This is a genomic window from Variovorax sp. YR266 (genome assembly GCF_900107295.1).
In the GTDB taxonomy this organism is placed as follows: domain Bacteria; phylum Pseudomonadota; class Gammaproteobacteria; order Burkholderiales; family Burkholderiaceae_C; genus Variovorax.
Genome location: NZ_FNPM01000001.1, coordinates 151,816 through 170,338, shown reverse-complemented (window position 1 = coordinate 170,338; position 18,523 = coordinate 151,816). Strand labels below are relative to the sequence as shown.

Here is an 18,523-nt window from a genome sequence, read left to right as displayed (position 1 = left end):
CAAAACCGATCAGATCAGGACATTGCTGCCCGACGGTTGCCTCAGACCAGCGACGCCGCCTGCAGCTCTTTCTTCAGGTACGCGTAGTACAGCGGCGCCGCCACCAGCCCAGCCGGCCCGAACACCGCCTCGGCCACGAACATCACGGCGAGCAGCTCCCACACGCTCATCTGCGTGCGTGCGCCGACCACCTTGGCGTTGATGACGTACTCGGCCTTGTGGATCACGATCAGGAAGATCAGGCACGCCGCCGCCGTGACCGGCGACACCGACAGCCCCACCAGCGTGATCACCGAGTTGCAGACCAGGTTGCCCACGATCGGCACCAGCCCCGCCAGGAAGGTGAGGGTGATGAGCGCCGGCGTGTACGGAAGGTGAGCCCCCCACGTCGGCATGATGAACAGCAGAAAGATCGCCGTGAGCAGCGTGTTGAAGGCCGCGATCCAGAACTGGGCCGCCACGATCTGGCCGAAGGCTTCGCCGAAGGTCCGCACGCGCTGGTGCAGCTGGTCGGCCAGCGGCAGGCGACGCAGCGGCGCGTGCGCCACGGCGGCCAGGCCACCCACGATCAGGCCCACGTACGAAAAGAGAATGCCGTGCAGCCAGGCGCGCCCGGCCACGGCCAGCGAGCCGGCCTGCGCGCGCAGGTAATTGGCGATCACCCGCTGCACCTCGGCCGCGCCCTCGGGCAGGTAGACAGCGATTTCGACCGGCAGCTTGGAGCGCAACTCGAGCACCGTGCGCGCCGTGTAGTCGAGCAGTTCGCGGTACTGGTCAGGCGCGTCGACGATGTATTCGCGGGCCTGCGACAGCAGCAGCGTGATCAGCGCGATCGGCCCCACCAGCACGAGGATGACGGCCAGCACGCCGGCCCAGCCATCGGCGCGCTGGCCGCCGAGTGCCGGAATGCGCCGCATGCCCGCACTCAGCACCCGTGCGAACCACCGCGTGGCCAGGAAGCCGATGCAAACGCACAGCAGCCCCGGCAGCAGGTGCTCCCACATCACCAGCAGCAACGCGGCCAGCATCAGCAGGTAGCTTGCGATCATCACGCCGCGCGAGGCGGCCGGGCGGTGGACGGGGGCCGTTGTCACGGCGGGGCTGATGGGTTGTGGCTTCTTGGCCATCCGGGGCGTCGCGTGCTCAGTTCAGGACATTGTGGATGGGCAGCCGGCGCTCAGCCGACGACTACCGCGGCGCCTTCGCCGCGCTCGGCGATCACGCCGATCTCGTGCACCGATTCGCCAGCGGCGCGCAGCGTGGCGGCGCAGGCGGTGGCTTCAGCCGCGTCGATCACGACCACCATGCCGATGCCGTTGTTGAAGGTGCGGTTCATCTCGACGTCGTCGATGCCGGCCACCTTCTGCAGCCAGGCGAACAGCTCGGTCTGCGGCCAACTGCCCTTCTTCAGGTGGGCGGCGGTGCCTTCGGGCAGCACGCGCGGGATGTTCTCGAGCAGGCCGCCGCCGGTGATGTGGGCCAGCGCCTTGATCGGGTGCTTGTCCAGCGCTTCGAGCACCGGCTTCACGTAGAGGTGGGTGGGCTCCATCACGGCTTCGCGGAAGGGCTTGCCGTCGAGGGTGGCGGGCAGGTCGGCGCCGGCGCGTTCGATCACCTTGCGCACCAGGCTGAAACCGTTGGAGTGCACGCCGGCCGAGGCAAGGCCCAGCACCACGTCGCCGGGCTTGACGTTCTGGCCCGTGAGGATCTTCGACTTTTCGACCGCGCCGACCGCAAAGCCCGCCAGGTCGTACTCGCCGGCCGGGTACATGCCGGGCATTTCGGCGGTTTCGCCGCCAATGAGAGCGCAACCCGACAGTTCGCAGCCGCGGGCGATGCCGCCAACCACGGCCGCGGCCGTGTCCACGTCCAGCTTGCCGCAGGCGAAGTAGTCGAGGAAGAACAGGGGCTCGGCGCCCTGCACCAGCACGTCGTTGACGCTCATTGCCACCAGGTCGATGCCGACCGTGTCGTGCATGTTCCATTCGAAGGCCAGCTTGAGCTTGGTGCCCACGCCGTCGGTGCCGCTCACCAGCACCGGCTCCTTGTAGCGCTTGGGCACCTCGAACAGGGCGCCGAAGCCGCCGATGCCGGCCAGCACTCCTTCGCGCATGGTCTTCTTGGCCAGGGGCTTGATGCGGTCGACCAGCGCGTCGCCGGCATCGATGTCGACACCGGCATCCTTGTAGCTGAGAGGAGTGGGCGTAGGGGAAGTCATGGGTGGTCGAGGTCGGGAAGGACGCGAAGAGTAGGAGCGGAAGGCGGCGCCGGTAACCATGGTGGCCGGGCCGATAGAATTCCTCACGATTTTAAGGGCCCTCGCGGCCCCCTCCATGAACCTTCCCGGGATGAAACAGCTCGCGCTCGATATCGGCATTGCGACGGGCCCCAGCTTCGACGCCTTTTTTGCCGGCCCCAACGAGGCGGCGCTGCGGCACCTGCAAGTGTGGGTGGGCGGCGCCGGCAGCCCCGCGCTGCACTCGCCGGTGCCAACCTATCTGTGGGGCGAAGGCGGCAGCGGCAAGAGCCATCTGCTCGAATCGGTGCGTGTCGCACTGCGCGAGCAGGGCGCCAGCGTGGGCTGGCTGCACGCCGGCCTGCTGGAGCCGCCCGAGTTCGACGAGCGCTGGGGCGCCGTCCTGCTCGACGATGTGCACCTCTACACCGCCGTGCAGCAGCACGCGGCCTTCAACTGGTTCGTCAACGCCCAGACCCTGCAGCGTGGCGTGGTCGCCGCTGGCGCCTTGCCGCCGGCCGACCTGCCGCTGCGCGAAGACCTGCGCACCCGCCTCGGCTGGGGCCACGTGTTCCACTTGCAGGTGCTGAGCGAAAGCGAACGCCGCGCGGTGCTGCGCCAGGCCGCCGATGCGCGCGGCGTGATGCTGTCCGACGACGTGCTCGACTACATGCTGCACCGATTCAGCCGCGACCTCGGCAGCCTGATGGAGTTGCTCACGCAGCTCGACGGCTATGCCCTGCAGACGCAACGCGCGATCACCATTCCGCTGATCCGCTCCATGCTCGAGAACGAATAAAAGAGCGAACTAGGCTTTCAACCAACAATGATCAAGAAATTCATCGACAAGCTGCTCGGCAAGACCGCCGGCGGCACGCAGGGCAAGAGCCGCTTCGGCAAGCGCCAGGAGGTGCCGGCAGAGGTTCACAAGATCGATCCGGCCCTGGTCGACGAACGCGCGAAGAACGTGGTCACCACGCTGCAGCAGGCCGGCTACGAGGCGTACGTGGTGGGTGGCGCGGTGCGCGACCTGCTGCTGGGGCTGCGCCCCAAGGACTTCGACGTGGCCACCAACGCCACGCCCGAGCAGGTCAAGTCGCTGTTTCGCCGTGCATTCATCATCGGGCGGCGCTTTCGCATCGTGCACGTGGTGTACGGCCGTGGGCGCGAGCACGAGGTGATCGAGGTCTCGACCTTCCGCGCCTACATGGACAACGCCGCGGCCGAGCAGGTGGCGGGCAACGAGCGCACCAGCAAGGGCGAGCTTGCCAGCATGAAGCACGCCGTGGACGCCAGCGGCCGCGTGCTGCGCGACAACGTCTGGGGCCCGCAGGAAGAAGACGCGGCGCGCCGCGACTTCACCGTCAACGCCATGTACTACGACCCGGCCAACCAGGTCGTGGTCGACTATCACAACGGCATCAAGGACGCGCAGAAGCTCACGCTGCGCATGATCGGCGACCCGGCCACGCGCTACCGTGAAGACCCGGTGCGCATCATTCGCGCCATCCGCTTCTCGGCCAAGCTCGCCGCCCTGGGCTTCAAGATGGAAGCCAAGACGGCGGCCCCGCTGATCGAGTCGAGCAAGCTGCTGGCCGACGTGCCGCAAAGCCGCCTGTTCGACGAAATGCTCAAGCTGCTGCAGACCGGCCACGCGATTGCGACCGTCGAGCAGCTGAACAAGCTCGGCCTTGCCCGTGGCATCTATCCGTTGCTCGACGTGGTGGTGGAGCGCGCCGACCAGCCCTTCGTGAAGGCCGCCCTGCAGGACACCGACCGCCGCGTGGGCGAAGGCAAGCCCGTGGCGCCCAGCTTCCTGCTGGCATGCGTGCTGTGGGCCGACGTGCGCGACGGCTGGGCCCAGCGCCAGGAAGGCCGCCACGGCCAGCGCCCGCAGCCGCCGTTCCCGGCGCTGCAGGACGCCATCGACGATGTGTTCAACGCCCGCATCGGCGATGTCTCGGGCCGCGGCAAGCTGGCCGCCGACATGCGCGAGATCTGGATGATGCAGCCGCGCTTCGACAAGCGCACCGGATCCACGCCCTACAGCCTGGTCGAGCAGGCGCGTTTCCGCGCCGCCTTCGACTTCATGCGCCTGCGCGCCGACGTGGGCGAGGTGAGCGAGGCGATTGCCGAGTGGTGGCAGGAATTCAGCACCGCCGACGACGTGCGCCGCCAGGACCTGCTGGAGCAGGTGCGCGAGGAGCAGAAGGTGCGTCAGCGCGTGCGGGTGCGCGAAACCCCGGCGCCGAAGCCGCGCGGCGGTGAACCGGCTGCGCGCAAGAGCCAGGCCCCCGATTCGGAGCAGGACGACGAAGTCGAAGAGGTTGAAGTAGAGGCCGGCGCCGTGCCGCCCGATGGCGAGGCGGTACCGCGCAAGCGCCGGCGTCGCCGCAAGCCCCGCACCGGAGGTGGTGGCGGTGCTGGTGGTGGGGGCGGCGGGAGCGCCGGAGGCGCATGAGCACGCCCAACCGGCCGAAGGACGGCAAGCCGGGCCCCAAGGCCAAGGCTGCACCGCCGCGTGCGGGCGGTGGTGCCAAGCCACCGTCTGCAGGCGCCAAGAGCGGACCGCCCGCGCGCCGCGCGCCCACCCGTGCACCTTCGCGCAGCCCGCGCGGTCCGCGGGAGGACTACCCCACGGCACAGGCCTTCATCGCCATAGGCGCCAACCTGGGCGATGCCGAGGCAGCCGTGAAGGCCGCCATGGCGGACATCGGCGCACTTCAGCGAACCGTGGTGACGGCCCGTTCGTCGCTCTATCGCAGTGAGCCGGTGGATGCCGAAGGCCCCGATTTCATCAACGCCGTGGTGGCGGTGCGCACCGGCCTGGATGCCGAGCAGTTGCTCGTGGCGTTGCAGCGCCTGGAGGCGCTGGCTGGCCGCGAAAGGCCATTTCCCAACGCGCCGCGCACGCTCGATCTCGATTTGCTGATGCACGGCAACTCGGTGATCGACACGCCGACGCTGACCTTGCCGCACCCCCGCATGCGCGAGCGCGCCTTCGTGCTGAAGCCGCTCGCCGAAATCGCGCCCGACAAGGTGCCGCGCGCGGCGCTGGCACGTGTCACGGGCCAGGTGGTCAAGCGCATCGTCTGAAGGCTGTGCTGCTCTACGTCCTCGATCTCGCCGGCGTGGCGGTCTTCGCGGTCAGTGGGGCGCTGGGGGCCGGCCATGCGGGCCTCGACTGGCTGGGCGTGGTGGTGATCGCTTCGGTCACCGCGGTGGGCGGCGGCACGCTGCGCGACCTGCTGCTCGACCGCCATCCGGTGTTCTGGATCCGCGACACCCGGTATGTCTACGTGATCCTCGCGGCTGCGGCGCTCACCATCGTCTGGGTGCACCTGTTGGCAGTGCCGGAGCATGCGCTGGCCGTTGCCGACGCCCTGGGGCTCGGCCTGTTCGCCATCACCGGTGCGCAGGTGGCCGAGGAGCGGCGCCTGCCGGCCGTCATCGTGCTGCTGGTCGGCACCATGACCGGCGCGGCCGGCGGGCTGCTGCGCGATGTGTTCACCGCCCGCGTTCCGCTGCTGCTGAGCAGCGGCATCTACGGCTCGGCCGCCATCGCGGGCATCGCGGCCTACCTTCTGCTGCAGGCGGCTGGAACGCCGCGGCGCTGGGCCTTTCACGCCGGCGTGCTGCTGATCGTGGCGCTCCGCCTGGGCGGAATCTACGGCGGTTGGCACCTGCCGGTGCTGCGCTTGCCAGCCTGAATTGAGGGGGTTCCGGCGGCCCCGAAAAGCCGGCCGGGCCGGGCAGGGGTCGCGCGCCCGTTAAACTTCGCCGGTTTTTCATCAAGGCGTCATGAAACTGTGATTGGCGCTCCCCTGGAGTTTTCATGTTCGGCAAGCTGCTGCCCCGCGAGGGCAATTTCTTCGAGATGTTCAACCAGCACGCCGAGCGCATCGTGGAGGCGGCGAGGGCCTTCGAGCAGCTCGTTGCCAACTACAGCGACGTGCACCTGCGCGAGCAGTACAACCGCGACGTCGACAACGCCGAGCGCGCCGCCGACCGCGTGACGCACGACGTCAACCGGCTGATCCACAAGACCTTCATCACGCCCATCGACCGCGAGCAGATCCACAAGCTCATCAACACGATGGACGACGTGGCCGACCTGATCCAGGACTCGGCCGAAACCATGGCGTTGTACGACGTGCGCCACATGACCGACGAGATCGTTCGCCTCACGGCACTGAGCGTGAAGTGCTGCGACCGCCTGAAGGACGCCGTCAAGTTCCTCGGCAAGATCGCCGACCCGGCCGTGGCCGAGGCCACGCTGAAGACCTGCGAGGAAATCGACCGCCTCGAATCGGATGCCGACCGCGTGATGCGCAGCGCCATGAGCAAGCTGTTCCGCGAAGAGCCCGACGTGCGCGAGGTGATCAAGCTCAAGGCGATCTACGAGCTGCTCGAGACGATCACCGACAAGTGCGAGGACGTGGCCAACGTGATCGAGGGCATCGTCCTCGAGAATTCCTGAGCGGGCAGCGCTGATGGCAACGGTTCAGGTCGCCCTCTGGGTGGTGATAGTGCTGGTCGCGCTGGCGATCCTGTTCGACTTCATGAACGGATTCCACGACGCCGCCAATTCGATTGCGACGGTGGTGTCCACCGGGGTTCTCAAGCCGGGGCAGGCCGTGGTGTTCGCGGCCTTCTTCAACCTGATCGCGATCTTCATCTTCCATTTGAGCGTGGCCGCCACCGTGGGCAAGGGCATCGCCCAGCCGGGGGTGGTCGACGTGCACGTGGTGTTCGGTGCGCTCGTGGGTGCCATCAGCTGGAACCTCGTGACCTGGTACTACGGCATTCCGAGCAGCTCGTCGCACGCGCTGATCGGTGGCATCGTGGGCGCGGTGATCTCCAAGACCGGTACCAGTGGCCTGGTGGCCTCGGGCATCTGGAAGACGGTGGCCTTCATCTTCGTGTCGCCGCTGCTGGGCTTCCTGCTCGGTTCGATGATGATGGTCGTGGTGGCCTGGGGCTTCCGGCGCGCCACGCCGTCGCGCGTGGACCGCTGGTTCCGCCGGCTGCAGCTGGTTTCGGCCGGTGCCTACAGCCTGGGCCACGGCGGCAACGACGCGCAGAAGACCATCGGCATCATCTGGATGCTGCTGATCGCCACCGGCTATGCCAATGCCGGCGATGCGAGCCCGCCGACCTGGACCATCGTGAGCTGCTACGCCGCGATCGCGCTGGGCACGATGTTCGGCGGCTGGCGCATCGTGAAGACGATGGGCCAGAAGATCACCAAGCTCAAGCCCGTGGGCGGCTTCTGCGCCGAGACGGGCGGGGCGCTGACGCTGTTCCTGGCGACGGCGCTGGGCATTCCTGTGTCGACCACGCACACCATCACGGGCGCCATCGTCGGTGTCGGCTCGACGCAGCGCGCGAGTGCGGTGCGCTGGGGTGTGGCGGGGAATATCGTATGGGCGTGGATCTTCACGATCCCGGCCTCGGCGTTCGTGGCGGCGATTGCCTACTGGATCAGCATCCAGCTGTTCTGACGGCTACTGCGAGATCTTCCGGCCCTCTTCGACCTGGTGCTCGAAGTAGCGCTGGAAGCTGAACACGATGCTGGCCATCAGGATCGTGCTGCCGAAGAAGAGCGAGAGCACGACGGCACCGATGGTGAACCAGTTCGTGCGGCCGGGTTCCGCGTCGGCCGGCGCGCTGGCGTTGAAGCGGGCATTCCACTTCTCGGGCGTCATGAGGCCATAGATGATGGCCATCAACGCGCAGCCTGCGATGGTGAAGCCCAGCAGCGGGATCAGCGCCCAGCTAACGCCGTCGTCCACGCCGTACATGCGCACGCGCTCGATGCCGTAGATGCCCAGCGCCGTGGGAATGGGCAGCAGCCAGCCGAGCAAGTCGCCCATGCCGCGCAGGTAGAAGCGGTGCAGGCCGAGCGGGCCGCCGAGGAAGGAGAGCCAGGCGGCAACAGTCTTGTTTTTCATTCGGGTTTGGTGGTGCTGCCTTCGCCGAGCACTTTTTCCATCAATACGACATCGCGCCATTCGCCGAACTTCCAGCCGCAGTCTTTCAGCACGCCCACGTGCGTGAAGCCCTGGCTGCGGTGCACGCCGACGGAGCCGGCGTTGGCCGAATCGCCGATCACCGCGATCAGCTTGCGCACACCGGCCGCCTCGGCAGCCTGCGACAGCGCTGCCAGCAGCTTGGCGCCCAGACCCTTGCCGCGTGCTGACTCCGACATGTAGATCGAGTCTTCGGCCGAAAAACGGTAGGCCGGGCGCGGCTTGAACCAGTTGCAGTAGGCAAAACCCAACACTTCGCCATTTTCTTCGGCAACCAGATACGGCAGGTTCTTGCCCAGTACGTCGGCCCGGCGGGCGGCCATGTCGGCGGGGGAAGGAGGCTCTGTTTCGAAGGTGCCGGTGCCGTGCAGCACGTGGTGGGCGTAGATGGCGGCGATGGCCTCGACGTCTTCGTCGCGGCTGGGGCGGATGGTGAGGGGCATGCGGTGGAAACGGATGGCGCAAGGCCGGAATTCGGAGAAAACGCGGGTCGGGCTATAATCGCGGGCTTTTCAGCGTGTCGCTGGCCGGGTGGCCATGTCGCGTGTCTCGACGCTGGAAGAACATTGTGAGCGGGCCTCTTCTTCATCCATAAGGCCTGCTGACCACCCAAGGATAAATCATGGTCGTCATTCGACTCTCCCGCGGCGGCTCCAAAGGCCGTCCGTTCTTCAACATCGTCGTGTCGGACAAGCGCGTTCGCCGCGATGGCCGTTTCATCGAGCGCCTGGGTTTCTACAACCCGACCGCCAAGGAAAACGAAGAAAGCATCCGTATCGCCCAGGACCGCCTGGCTTACTGGAAGAGCGTCGGCGCACAAGCTTCGCCCACCGTTCTGCGCCTGATCCGTCAAGCTGCCTCGGCAGCTCCCAAGGCGGCGGCCTAAGCCGTCCGCACGGCGATGCTGCCCGCACTCGAAACCGCCGAATTGCCGGCGGATGCGATTGAAGTAGGGCGCATCGCCGATGCCTGGGGCATCAAGGGCTGGTTCAAGGTCCTGCCCCACAGCGCCCAGCCCGAGGCGCTTTTTTCTTCCAAGCGCTGGTTCCTGCAGGCTCCCGGAGCCTCGGCAAGCACCGCTTTCCGGCTCGCGATCCGCGAGGCCAAAGAACATTCCGACTGCATCGTCGCCACATCCGAGGACGTGCCCGACCGCAATGCGGCCGAGGCGCTGCGTGGCGCGCGCGTGTTCGTGCCGCGCTCGAGCTTTCCTACGGCTGGTGACGACGAGTACTACTGGGTCGACCTGATCGGCCTGTCGGTGGTCAACCGCGAAGGCGTGGTGCTCGGCACCGTGCGCGAGCTGCTCGCAACCGGCCCGCAGACCACGCTGGTGCTCACCGCCGAAGAAGACGGCAAGGCCATCGAGCGCATGGTGCCCTTCGTCTCGGTCTTCGTCGACAAGGTCGACCTGCCCGGCCGTCTCATCACGGTCGACTGGCAACCCGATTTCTGATCCGGACCTTGCGCGCATGCGCTTCGACGTCCTCACGCTTTTTCCTGAACTGTTCGCTCCTTTCATGGCCAGCGGCGTGACGCGCCGTGCCTACGAGTCGAAGCAGGTCGAAGTCGTCTTCTGGAATCCGCGTGATTTTGCGCAGGGCAATTACAAGCGCGTGGACGATCGCCCCTTTGGCGGCGGTCCAGGCATGGTGATGATGGCGGAGCCGCTGGCGGCCTGCCTTGATGCGGCGCTGGCTGAACGCGGAGCGCAGGCGCCCGTCGTGTTGTTTTCTCCGATCGGGGAGGCGCTGCGCCATGAGGCGGTCGAGAAGTGGTCGGCCAGCGAAGGCGCGGTGCTGATCTGCGGCCGCTACGAAGGCATTGACCAGCGCTTCATCGACGCGCGCGTCACTCACCAGATCAGCCTCGGCGATTTCGTGCTTTCCGGTGGCGAGATCGCGGCCATGGCGCTGCTCGACGCCGTGGCCCGGCTGCAGCCGGGCGTGCTCGGCGACGAGGCCAGCCACGTGCAGGACAGCTTCAATCCCGCGCTCGACGGCCTGCTCGACTGCCCGCACTACACGCGGCCCGAGCAATGGAACGGGCAGGGCGTGCCGGCGCCGCTGCTCTCGGGTCACCACGCCCAGATCGAGCGCTGGCGACGCGATCAGCGGCTGGCCATCACGGCCGCACGGCGCCCCGACCTGATCGACGCCGCCCGCGCGGCGGGTCGTCTTGGCAAAGCCGATGAGGCCGCGCTGAAAAAAAAGCTATAATCCCCGGTTCCCCGATCCTCTGCCCGGCCGCGCCCGGTCTTTTCCCGGTCATCCCGTGAAAGCCCAAGGCGCCTTTTGTGTAGCCCGACACGATCGACTTTCAGGAAATCATGAACCTCATCCAGACCCTCGAGCAGGAAGAAATCTCCCGTCTCGGCAAGACCATCCCCGATTTCATGCCCGGTGACACGGTCATCGTCAGCGTGAACGTCGTCGAAGGCACCCGCAAGCGCGTGCAGGCCTACGAAGGCGTCGTGATCGCCAAGCGCAACCGTGGCCTCAACAGCGGCTTCACCGTGCGCAAGATCTCCAGCGGCGAAGGCGTGGAGCGTACGTTCCAGACCTACAGCCCGCTGATCGCCGGTATCGAAGTCAAGCGCCGTGGCGATGTGCGCCGCGCCAAGCTGTACTACCTGCGCGACCGCAGCGGCCGTTCGGCACGCATCAAGGAAAAGCTGCCGAGCAAGTCGACGGCTGCAGCGGCTGCCAAGTAAGCAGCTCGCCTGCCGTGCAAGAAAAGCCGCCGCTCTGGCGGCTTTTTGCATTGTTGTCCCCGCTCAGCGACAACCTTCCTTTTTTCCGCTCTACTTCTTTCTTTCCTCCGCCTCAGGTACGTTTCATCTCTTGACCAACTCATCCATTCCTCTGCAGGCCGCATCCGTCGAACCCGTCAACGCCGTGGCGCCGCCCACGCTGCTGCAGTTCGACCCGCGCAAAGTGCCGTTTGTGGCCGGAGGAGTCGAGGGATTGCCGGCGGTGTCGGCCGTGCAGCTGACGGCACAGGCATTGCGGACGCGCTTCGCGACACCGCCTGCCTGGACGCCGGAGCTGCGGCGTGATCCGCGGATGACCGACCGTGTCCCCGCGCAGGCTGCGGTGCTGGTGCCGATCGTGCAACGCCCCCAGGGCGCGACCGTGCTGCTGACCGAGCGGACCTCGAATCTGTCGACGCATTCGGGGCAGGTCGCGTTTCCCGGTGGCCGCGTCGACCCGGAGGACGCCAACATCGCGGCTGCCGCTTTGCGCGAGGCCTGGGAGGAGGTCGGCCTCTCGGCGCAATACATCGAGGTTCTGGGCAACCTGCCGACCTACACGACGGTGACCTCATTCATCGTGACGCCGGTGGTTGCGCTGGTGCAACCTGACTTCGAACTCACCATCAATCCTTATGAGGTCGCGCAAGCCTTCGAGGTGCCGCTCGCATGGCTGATGGACCCGGCCAATCACCGTCACCACACCGTGCCCGCACCCGATGGCACCCGGCGCCAGTGGTACTCGATGCCCTATCAGGACGGGCCCGACGAGCGCTTCGTCTGGGGCGCGACCGCGGGCATGCTGCGCAATCTCTATCGTTTCCTCGCGGCCTGACTGAATCCGCGGCTCGAATGAAGATGGCCTGAACCTTCAGGCGCTCTCGCTATCATCGAAGGATGAGCTTTTTTGCCATCCTGTGCGCGCTGCTGATCGAGCAGGTGCGGCCCCTGGGCCCGCACAACCCCGTGTACGGCGCGGTGCTGGCGTGGACACGCTGGACCAGCCGCAACTTCGACGCGGGCAAGCCGCATCACGGATGGATCGCCTGGGGCCTCGCGGTGTTCGTGCCCACGCTCGGCGCGCTGGGTGTGCACTGGCTGCTGGTGCTCACGCTCGGCCTGCCGTTCGCGGTGCTCTGGAGCATTGCGGTGCTCTACGTCACGCTGGGCTTCCGGCAGTTCAGCCACCACTTCACCGACATCCGCGATGCGCTCGACGAAGGCGACGAGCCGCTCGCGCGCTCGCTGCTCGCGCATTGGCAGGGCGTGGATGCTGCCAACCTGCCGCGTAGCGAGATCGTGCGCCACGTGATCGAGCATTCGGTGATCGCAGCGCACCGCCATGTGTTCGGCGTGCTCGCGTGGTTCTCGATCATTGCGGCCATCGGTCTTGGGCCTGCGGGCGCAGTGTTCTATCGCATGAGCGAGTTCGTCTCGCGCTACTGGGCGCACAAGAACGGCGCTGCCGTGCAGCCGTCGAGTGTTTCTGTGCAACAGGCCGCGGATCGCGCCTGGCACATGATCGACTGGCTGCCCGCGCGCATCACGGCGCTGGGTTTCGCGGTGGTCGGCAGCTTCGAGGAAGCGATCGATTGCTGGCGCAACGACGCACAGCGTTTTCCCAATGAGAACGACGGTGTGATCCTCGCGGCCACGTCGGGCGCGGTCAATGTGCGCCTGGGCGGTGGTTCGCTGCGCCCGATTCCGGTCACCGACCCGCTGCCGCGCGCCCAGGCCGGCGAATCGCTGGCCGACGGCCGCCGCACCGACACCGGCAGCACGCCGGGGCGCGAGCCCGAGCCCGGCCACCTGCGCAGTGTGGTGGGTCTGGTCTGGCGCTCGGTCGTGATGTGGATGGTGCTGCTGGCCTTGCTCACCCTGGCTCGCCTGCTCGGTTGAGCGAAGCGGCGAACGAACCATGACACATCCAGTGCCGGCCTTCTGGAGCCCGCGCATCGGCGCGCTCGAACCCTACGTGCCCGGCGAGCAGCCGCGCATCGCGAACCTCGTCAAGCTCAACACCAACGAGAACCCGTATCCGCCGTCGCCGGTCGCCATCGAGGCCATCCGGCGTGCAGCCGAGAACGGCCTGGAGCGCTATCCCGACCCCACCTCGCTCGTGCTGCGTGAAGCGGTAGCGCGGCGGCATGGCCTGCGGGTCGACGAAGTGTTCGCGGGCAACGGCTCGGACGAAGTGCTCGCGCACGCCTTCTTCGCGTTCTTCCAGCAGGCCGAGCCGCTGCTGATGCCCGACGTGAGCTACAGCTTCTACAAGGTCTACGCGCAGTTGTACGGCATCGTCTGCGAGCAGCAGCCGGTGGACGAGGGCCTGCGCATCGATGTCGACGCCCTTGCAGCGCGTGCCCGCCAAGGTTGCGCAGGCATCGTCATCGCGAATCCGAACGCGCCGACCGGCATCGGCCTGCCGCTGTCGCGCATCGAGCAACTGCTCGAAGCCTGCCCCGATCGCGTGGTGCTGGTCGACGAGGCATACGTCGATTTCGGTGGCGAGAGTGCGTTGCCGCTGATCGGCAAGCACCCGAACCTGCTCGTGGTGCAGACCCTCTCCAAGTCGCGTTCGCTGGCTGGCCTGCGGGTCGGCTTTGCCTGCGGCCAGGCGCACCTCATCGACGCGCTGGTGCGCGTCAAGGACAGCTTCAACTCGTACCCGCTCGACCGGCTGGCCTCGGCCGGCGCCGTCGCCGCGCTCGAAGACGAAGACTGGTTTCGCAGCACCCGCGACAAGATCGTCGACACCCGGGAGGGCCTCGGCTTGCAGCTCGAAGACCTGGGCTTCGAGGTGCTGCCGTCGCAGGCCAATTTCGTCTTCGCACGCCATCCGCAGCGCGACGCTGCCGAACTGGCGGCCCTGCTGCGCGAGCGTGCGGTGCTGGTGCGGCATTTCAAACAGCCGCGCATCGCGCAGTACCTGCGCATCAGCATCGGCACGCGCCAGCAATGCAGCACGCTGGTTCAGCGGCTGCAGGACATCCTCACTCCAACCCCTTGAAGGAACCCCTGGCGATGCCGACCCACGACACCGATCCGCGCACAGCGGCCTGCACAGGCTTCTGGCAAGCAGTGAGCGCCCGGCTCGAGAGCCTGCGCGCCTTGCCCGCTCGCGAATTGATGGAAGGGTTGAACGAACTGCTCGAACCCTTCTTTCCGCGGCTGGCGGCCGAAGTGGCTGGCGAGCCGCCCGAGTTCAAGCTGGTGCTGACGGCGCACGGTTCGGTAGACGACTTCGAGGATCTGATGGCGCTGGTGCAAAGCAGCCCCAAGCTGCCGCAGGTCGAGGTGGAAGCCTTTCGTCAGCGTTCGAGCGATGGTTTCGGCATGCGCATGAACGACTTCGAATTGGCAAGCTCCGAAGTCCTTGTGAAGCACGAGCTCTACCGGGGGCGGGTGGCGCTGGAGATCGGCTTCGCCAAGCCCATCCCGATGGACATGCAGGACCATGCGCGCCACATGAGCCTCATCATGCTCGACCATATCCTTGGCGAGTACGACTTCGCGGTGAAGGTCGGGGCGGTCGACTACGTCGAGGCCGACGCGCACGCGGATTTCGATGGCGTGCCGCTCGACGATTTCGTGCCCGTGTTCGACGCCTGCTGGCGCGACGAACTCGGCCACACCGGTGTGTTTCCCCAGGGTGAACACGCCTGGTCGGGCATGAACGCGACGCGCACGGCCGAGGACGACCGCGAGATCGAGGTGATCGTCATGCGCAATGACGCGGCCACTGCCTTGGTGGGGCGCGCCGACCTGTGCCATCGCCTGTCGACGGCCGTGCCGGTCGAATCGGGTGAGGAGTTGGAAGAGGCACGCGTCTACGAAGACCGGCTGACGGCGCGGCTGCAGACGCACGAAGCAGGCTGCTGCACGCACGTGGTACTGGAGGAGGGCATCCGCACCGTCCACTTCCAGGTGTCCGACCCTGAGGCAGCGATTTCGCATGCGCAATCGCTGCAGGACGACATGGATCTGCCGGTGACGTTGGACCTTGTCTTCGACCCGACCTGGAAGTCCTACCGCATCTGGCTCGGCTGAAGCTGCCTTTCGGTCAGTACCGCTTCTGGCTCAACTCGGCAAACAGCTCGCCATAAATCTTGTAGCGGCTCGCGCTGATGGCGCCCGGTCCGCTGCTTGCTGTTTCCACGTTCGCAATCACGCCGCAGCCCGGCTCGTGCAGATGTGTGCAGTTGTAGAACTTGCAGTCGTTCGCATGCTCGGCGATGTCCGGCATGAGCCCGGCGAGCTGCATTGGCGCGATGTGGTTCAGGCCGAATTCCTGGAAGCCAGGCGAGTCGATCAGGCCGGTGGTGCGGGCTTCATCGATCCAGTACCAGGTGGTGCTCGTGGTGGTGTGCTTGCCCGAGTTCAGCGCCTGCGAAATCTCCTGGGTCAGCACGGTCGCGCCCGGCACCAGCAGATTGGTCAGCGTGCTCTTGCCCGATCCGGACGGACCGAGCACCAGCGTGGATTTGCCGGCCAGAAGCTTCATCAGCGAGGCGTAGTCCGCCTCGCCTGACGCCTTCAGCGACAGGGGCAGCACGCCGTGGTGCATGCGGCGGTAGGGTGCCAGCTTGGTCCATGCGCGCTCGAAGGGCTCGACCAGATCGCTCTTGTTGAGCGCGATGATCGGCGTGATGCGCTCGGCCTCCGCCGCGATCAGCGCGCGAGCCAGCTGATGTTCGGAAAACTCCGGCTCGGCCGCGATCAGGATCAGCACGTGGTCGAGGTTGGCCGCGAACGACTTGGTGCGAATCTCGTCCTGCCGATAGAACAGGTTGCGCCGCGGCAGCACCTGCTCGATGGTGCCTTCGTCCTCGCTGGCCTGCCAGTGCACGCGGTCGCCGACCACGGCCTGGCTCTTCTTGCCGCGCGGGTGGCAGATAAGCCGCTCGCCCGTGGGCGTTTCGACGAGGCAATGACGCCCGTGGCTGGCAACGACAAGGCCGTCGTGGAGTGCCTTCGCAGCAGCGGCTGCGGGCGCGGCGCGGCCGGGCTTAGCCAAGGGCTCGTTCCGTCATGCGGCGGGGGGCGCGACCAGCGCGTCGGCTTGGCGGGCGCAGTCGAAGTCGGTGACCGACAGGCCGCCCACGTCGTGCGTGTTGAAGCGCACTACGCAGCGGTTGTAGTGCACCGCCAGGTCGGGGTGGTGGTCTTGCGTGTGGGCCACGAAAGCCAGCGCGTTCACGAAGGCGATGGTCTCGAAGTAGTTGGTGAAGCTGAAGGTTTTCTCGATGGCGACGTTGGCGCCGTCGCCGGTGAGCATCCAGCCGTCGAGGCGCGCCAGGCCGGCCACGATCTCGGTGGCGCTCAGCGCCTTGCGGGGAGGGAGGTTCTTCCAGTCCTTGGGCTTGAACATGCTGCTCATGATGGGCTTCTTCGAAATGAGGGGAGTCGGGTCAGGCGGCCGTCATGCGCGCGAGGCGCTCGGAAGCCGGCGGGTGCGAATAGTAGAACTTGACGAACACCGGATCGGGCGTGAGCGTCGAGGCGTTGTCCTGGTAGAGCTTGAGCAGGGCGGCCGACAGGTCGGCGCCGCTGGTTTGCGCCACTGCGTAGGCGTCGGCCTCGAACTCGTGCTTGCGCGACAGTCGTGCGGGCAGCGGAGCAACGAAGAAGCCGAACACCGGCACGGCAATCATGAACAGCAGCAACGCCAGCGCGCTGTTGGGCGCCGTCATGTTGGGCTGCACGCCCAGGCCCGTGTAGAACCAGACCTGCGTCGACACCCAGCCCAGCAGCGCGAAGCCGGCCAAGCTCAGGGCGAACATCGCGACCAGCCGCTTCACGATATGGCGGTGCTTGAAGTGTCCCAGTTCGTGCGCGAGTACGGCCTCGACCTCGCCGGCGTTGAGCTGGCGCAGCAGCGTGTCGTAGAACACCACGCGCTTGCTGGCGCCGAAGCCGGTGAAATAGGCGTTGGCATGGGCGCTGCGCGTGCTGCCGTCCATCACGAACAGGCCCTTGGCCGCGAAGCCGCAGCGCTTCATCAATGCCGTCACGCGCTCCTTGAGCGTCGGGTCGTCGAGCGGCTTGAACTTGTTGAACAGCGGTGCGATGAAGGTCGGGTAGATCAGCATCAGCAGCAGGTTGAATCCCATCCACGCGCCCCAGGACCACAACCACCACAGCTGCCCGGCCGCGCCCATGAGCCAGAGGATCAACGCCGCGATCGGCAGGCCGATCACCGCGCCCAGCAGCGTCGACTTGAGCGTGTCGGCCAGCCAGAGCTTCCAGGTCATCTTGTTGAAGCCGAAGCGATCTTCGAGCCTGAAGGTCTGCCAGAGCGTGAAGGGCAGTTCGAGCAGGCCGCCGATGGCCGCGAAGGCTGCCAGCAATGCCAGCTGCTGCGCCATGCCGCCGCCGATCCACGCCAGCAGAAGCTTGTTGAGCACGTCGAGGCCGCCGAGCAAGGTCCAGCCCAGAAGCAGCGCTGCGCCCCAGGCCATCTCGACCAGGCCGAAGCGCGCCTTGGCGATGGTGTAGTCGGCCGCTTTCTGGTGGGCGGCGAGGGTGATGGTCTGCGCGAAAGCGGCCGGCACGGTGCCGCGGTGCTGCGCCACATGGCGCACCTGCCGCGTGGCCAGCCAGAACTTCACGAGCAGGCCTGCAACCAATGCGGCCGCAAAGGCGACAGTGAAGATGAGCGAATAGGACATGGAGCGGCGAGTTTAGTCCCCGCTATCTGGGGCCGCAGCCCTTCGACGACAATCCTGCGATGCCTGAATCCCTTGAACCGACGCCCCCCGCAGCCGCGCCCACCCTGAAGAAAAGCGACCAGAACCTGGTCTGGCTGGACTGCGAAATGAGCGGCCTCGACCCCGAAAAAGAGCGCCTGCTCGAAATCGCCGTGGTCGTTACCGGCCCCGACCTCACGCCCATCATCGACGGCCCCGTGCTCGTCATTCACCAGAGCGACGCCGTGCTCGACGCCATGGATGCCTGGAACAAGGGCACCCACGGCCGCAGCGGCCTGATCGACAAGGTCAAGGCATCCACCCTCAACGAAGCGGCCGCCGAGCAGCAACTGCTGGAATTCATCGCCAAATACATCCCGCGCAGCGGTTCGCCCATGTGCGGCAACACCATCGGGCAGGACCGGCGCTTCCTGGTCAAGTACATGCCCAAGCTGGAGGCGTACTTCCACTATCGCAACCTCGACGTCAGCACCCTCAAGGAGCTGGCCAAGCGCTGGAAACCCACGGCCTACAGCAGCTTCAAGAAGCAGCAGGCGCATACCGCGCTGGCCGATGTGCACGAATCCATCGAGGAACTGGCGCACTACCGCGAGACCTTTCTGCGCCTTACGGATTGAGTAAAGCGGGGATTAGGTAAAAACCCGAATCCATGCCATAATCGCAGGCTTCGCTGATCGGGAAGGTATTTCAAGCCCGGCCAGCGTCTCTTGCATCTCCCTATCTTGCACACCGCGCCCGATCGCATTCGCTGATCAAAAAGGGCCGCAACCTCAGGCGTCAGCCCGAAGTTGAA

General features: G+C 66.6%; 22 protein-coding genes. 15 read left to right on the top strand and 7 right to left on the bottom strand.

Going from position 1 to position 18,523, the window contains the following annotated elements:
* Positions 1 to 41: 41 nt before the first annotated feature.
* Positions 42 to 1,127 carry an AI-2E family transporter gene (locus BLW48_RS00850; protein ID WP_176928696.1) on the bottom strand — a complete coding sequence of 362 codons (1,086 nt, stop codon included), beginning with the start codon at positions 1,125 to 1,127 and terminating at the stop codon, positions 42 to 44.
* Between the two features lie 50 nt (positions 1,128 to 1,177).
* Entirely contained in the window at positions 1,178 to 2,218 is a 1,041-nt protein-coding gene (purM, locus tag BLW48_RS00845) for a phosphoribosylformylglycinamidine cyclo-ligase (RefSeq protein ID WP_093172091.1), read from the bottom strand.
* A gap of 130 nt (positions 2,219 to 2,348) precedes the next feature.
* Between purM and hda the strand changes: the two genes are divergently transcribed.
* From hda to BLW48_RS00815, 6 genes are all read left to right on the top strand, one after another.
* A complete protein-coding gene (hda, locus tag BLW48_RS00840) occupies positions 2,349 to 3,035 on the top strand; it encodes a DnaA regulatory inactivator Hda (protein WP_305367572.1) in 687 nt (228 codons plus the stop codon).
* 27 nt (positions 3,036 to 3,062) lie between these two features.
* A complete protein-coding gene (gene pcnB / locus BLW48_RS00835; protein ID WP_093075518.1) occupies positions 3,063 to 4,697 on the top strand; it encodes a polynucleotide adenylyltransferase PcnB in 1,635 nt (544 codons plus the stop codon).
* On the top strand, positions 4,694 to 5,332 hold the full coding sequence (folK, locus tag BLW48_RS00830; RefSeq protein WP_093049659.1) for a 2-amino-4-hydroxy-6-hydroxymethyldihydropteridine diphosphokinase: 639 nt from the start codon (positions 4,694 to 4,696) through the stop codon (positions 5,330 to 5,332). The genes pcnB and folK overlap by 4 nt, the downstream gene beginning before the upstream one ends.
* A gap of 5 nt (positions 5,333 to 5,337) precedes the next feature.
* A complete protein-coding gene (locus BLW48_RS00825) occupies positions 5,338 to 5,946 on the top strand; it encodes a trimeric intracellular cation channel family protein (RefSeq protein ID WP_093172089.1) in 609 nt (202 codons plus the stop codon).
* Between the two features lie 125 nt (positions 5,947 to 6,071).
* Entirely contained in the window at positions 6,072 to 6,716 is a 645-nt protein-coding gene (locus BLW48_RS00820) for a DUF47 domain-containing protein (RefSeq protein ID WP_012746613.1), read from the top strand.
* A gap of 13 nt (positions 6,717 to 6,729) precedes the next feature.
* A complete protein-coding gene (locus tag BLW48_RS00815; RefSeq protein WP_093075515.1) occupies positions 6,730 to 7,740 on the top strand; it encodes an inorganic phosphate transporter in 1,011 nt (336 codons plus the stop codon).
* Between the two features lie 3 nt (positions 7,741 to 7,743).
* On the opposite strand, the gene BLW48_RS00810 is transcribed toward BLW48_RS00815, so the two are convergent.
* Complete coding sequence (locus tag BLW48_RS00810) at positions 7,744 to 8,190, bottom strand: TM2 domain-containing protein (protein ID WP_093049669.1); 447 nt, start codon at positions 8,188 to 8,190, stop codon at positions 7,744 to 7,746.
* Entirely contained in the window at positions 8,187 to 8,711 is a 525-nt protein-coding gene (locus tag BLW48_RS00805; RefSeq protein ID WP_093049672.1) for a GNAT family N-acetyltransferase, read from the bottom strand. Before BLW48_RS00805 ends, BLW48_RS00810 begins: the two co-directional genes overlap by 4 nt.
* A gap of 179 nt (positions 8,712 to 8,890) precedes the next feature.
* Between BLW48_RS00805 and rpsP the strand changes: the two genes are divergently transcribed.
* The 8 genes from rpsP to BLW48_RS00765 all read left to right on the top strand — a co-directional run bounded on the left by rpsP (position 8,891) and on the right by BLW48_RS00765 (position 15,070).
* Positions 8,891 to 9,154 (top strand): 30S ribosomal protein S16, encoded by a 264-nt coding sequence (gene rpsP, locus BLW48_RS00800; RefSeq protein ID WP_093049676.1) that lies wholly within the window; start codon positions 8,891 to 8,893, stop codon positions 9,152 to 9,154.
* Between the two features lie 15 nt (positions 9,155 to 9,169).
* Entirely contained in the window at positions 9,170 to 9,724 is a 555-nt protein-coding gene (gene rimM / locus BLW48_RS00795) for a ribosome maturation factor RimM (protein WP_093049679.1), read from the top strand.
* A 16-nt stretch (positions 9,725 to 9,740) separates the two neighbouring features.
* Positions 9,741 to 10,487 (top strand): tRNA (guanosine(37)-N1)-methyltransferase TrmD, encoded by a 747-nt coding sequence (gene trmD, locus BLW48_RS00790; RefSeq protein WP_093172087.1) that lies wholly within the window; start codon positions 9,741 to 9,743, stop codon positions 10,485 to 10,487.
* Positions 10,488 to 10,597: 110 nt separating this feature from the next.
* Complete coding sequence (rplS, locus tag BLW48_RS00785; protein ID WP_093172085.1) at positions 10,598 to 10,981, top strand: 50S ribosomal protein L19; 384 nt, start codon at positions 10,598 to 10,600, stop codon at positions 10,979 to 10,981.
* A gap of 130 nt (positions 10,982 to 11,111) precedes the next feature.
* Positions 11,112 to 11,855 (top strand): CoA pyrophosphatase, encoded by a 744-nt coding sequence (locus BLW48_RS00780; RefSeq protein ID WP_093075512.1) that lies wholly within the window; start codon positions 11,112 to 11,114, stop codon positions 11,853 to 11,855.
* Between the two features lie 62 nt (positions 11,856 to 11,917).
* On the top strand, positions 11,918 to 12,919 hold the full coding sequence (locus tag BLW48_RS00775; RefSeq protein ID WP_093075510.1) for a CobD/CbiB family protein: 1,002 nt from the start codon (positions 11,918 to 11,920) through the stop codon (positions 12,917 to 12,919).
* A 19-nt stretch (positions 12,920 to 12,938) separates the two neighbouring features.
* Positions 12,939 to 14,030, top strand: a complete 1,092-nt coding sequence (gene hisC / locus BLW48_RS00770) for a histidinol-phosphate transaminase (RefSeq protein ID WP_093172083.1) — start codon at positions 12,939 to 12,941, stop codon at positions 14,028 to 14,030.
* A gap of 14 nt (positions 14,031 to 14,044) precedes the next feature.
* A complete protein-coding gene (locus BLW48_RS00765; RefSeq protein ID WP_093172081.1) occupies positions 14,045 to 15,070 on the top strand; it encodes a hypothetical protein in 1,026 nt (341 codons plus the stop codon).
* A 13-nt stretch (positions 15,071 to 15,083) separates the two neighbouring features.
* On the opposite strand, the gene rsgA is transcribed toward BLW48_RS00765, so the two are convergent.
* Genes rsgA through BLW48_RS00750 form a run of 3 tightly spaced genes read right to left on the bottom strand, consistent with a single transcriptional unit; the run spans position 15,084 to position 17,691 of the window.
* Positions 15,084 to 16,037, bottom strand: a complete 954-nt coding sequence (gene rsgA, locus BLW48_RS00760; RefSeq protein ID WP_093172079.1) for a ribosome small subunit-dependent GTPase A — start codon at positions 16,035 to 16,037, stop codon at positions 15,084 to 15,086.
* 12 nt (positions 16,038 to 16,049) lie between these two features.
* Complete coding sequence (locus BLW48_RS00755) at positions 16,050 to 16,400, bottom strand: 4a-hydroxytetrahydrobiopterin dehydratase (protein WP_093172077.1); 351 nt, start codon at positions 16,398 to 16,400, stop codon at positions 16,050 to 16,052.
* A 31-nt stretch (positions 16,401 to 16,431) separates the two neighbouring features.
* Positions 16,432 to 17,691 (bottom strand): M48 family metallopeptidase, encoded by a 1,260-nt coding sequence (locus BLW48_RS00750; protein WP_093172075.1) that lies wholly within the window; start codon positions 17,689 to 17,691, stop codon positions 16,432 to 16,434.
* 59 nt (positions 17,692 to 17,750) lie between these two features.
* On the opposite strand from BLW48_RS00750, the gene orn reads away from it, so the two are divergent.
* The gene (gene orn / locus BLW48_RS00745; protein ID WP_093172073.1) at positions 17,751 to 18,347 is read left to right on the top strand and encodes an oligoribonuclease; all 597 of its coding nucleotides are present in this window, start codon (positions 17,751 to 17,753) and stop codon (positions 18,345 to 18,347) included.
* The last annotated feature ends 176 nt before the right edge of the window (positions 18,348 to 18,523 follow it).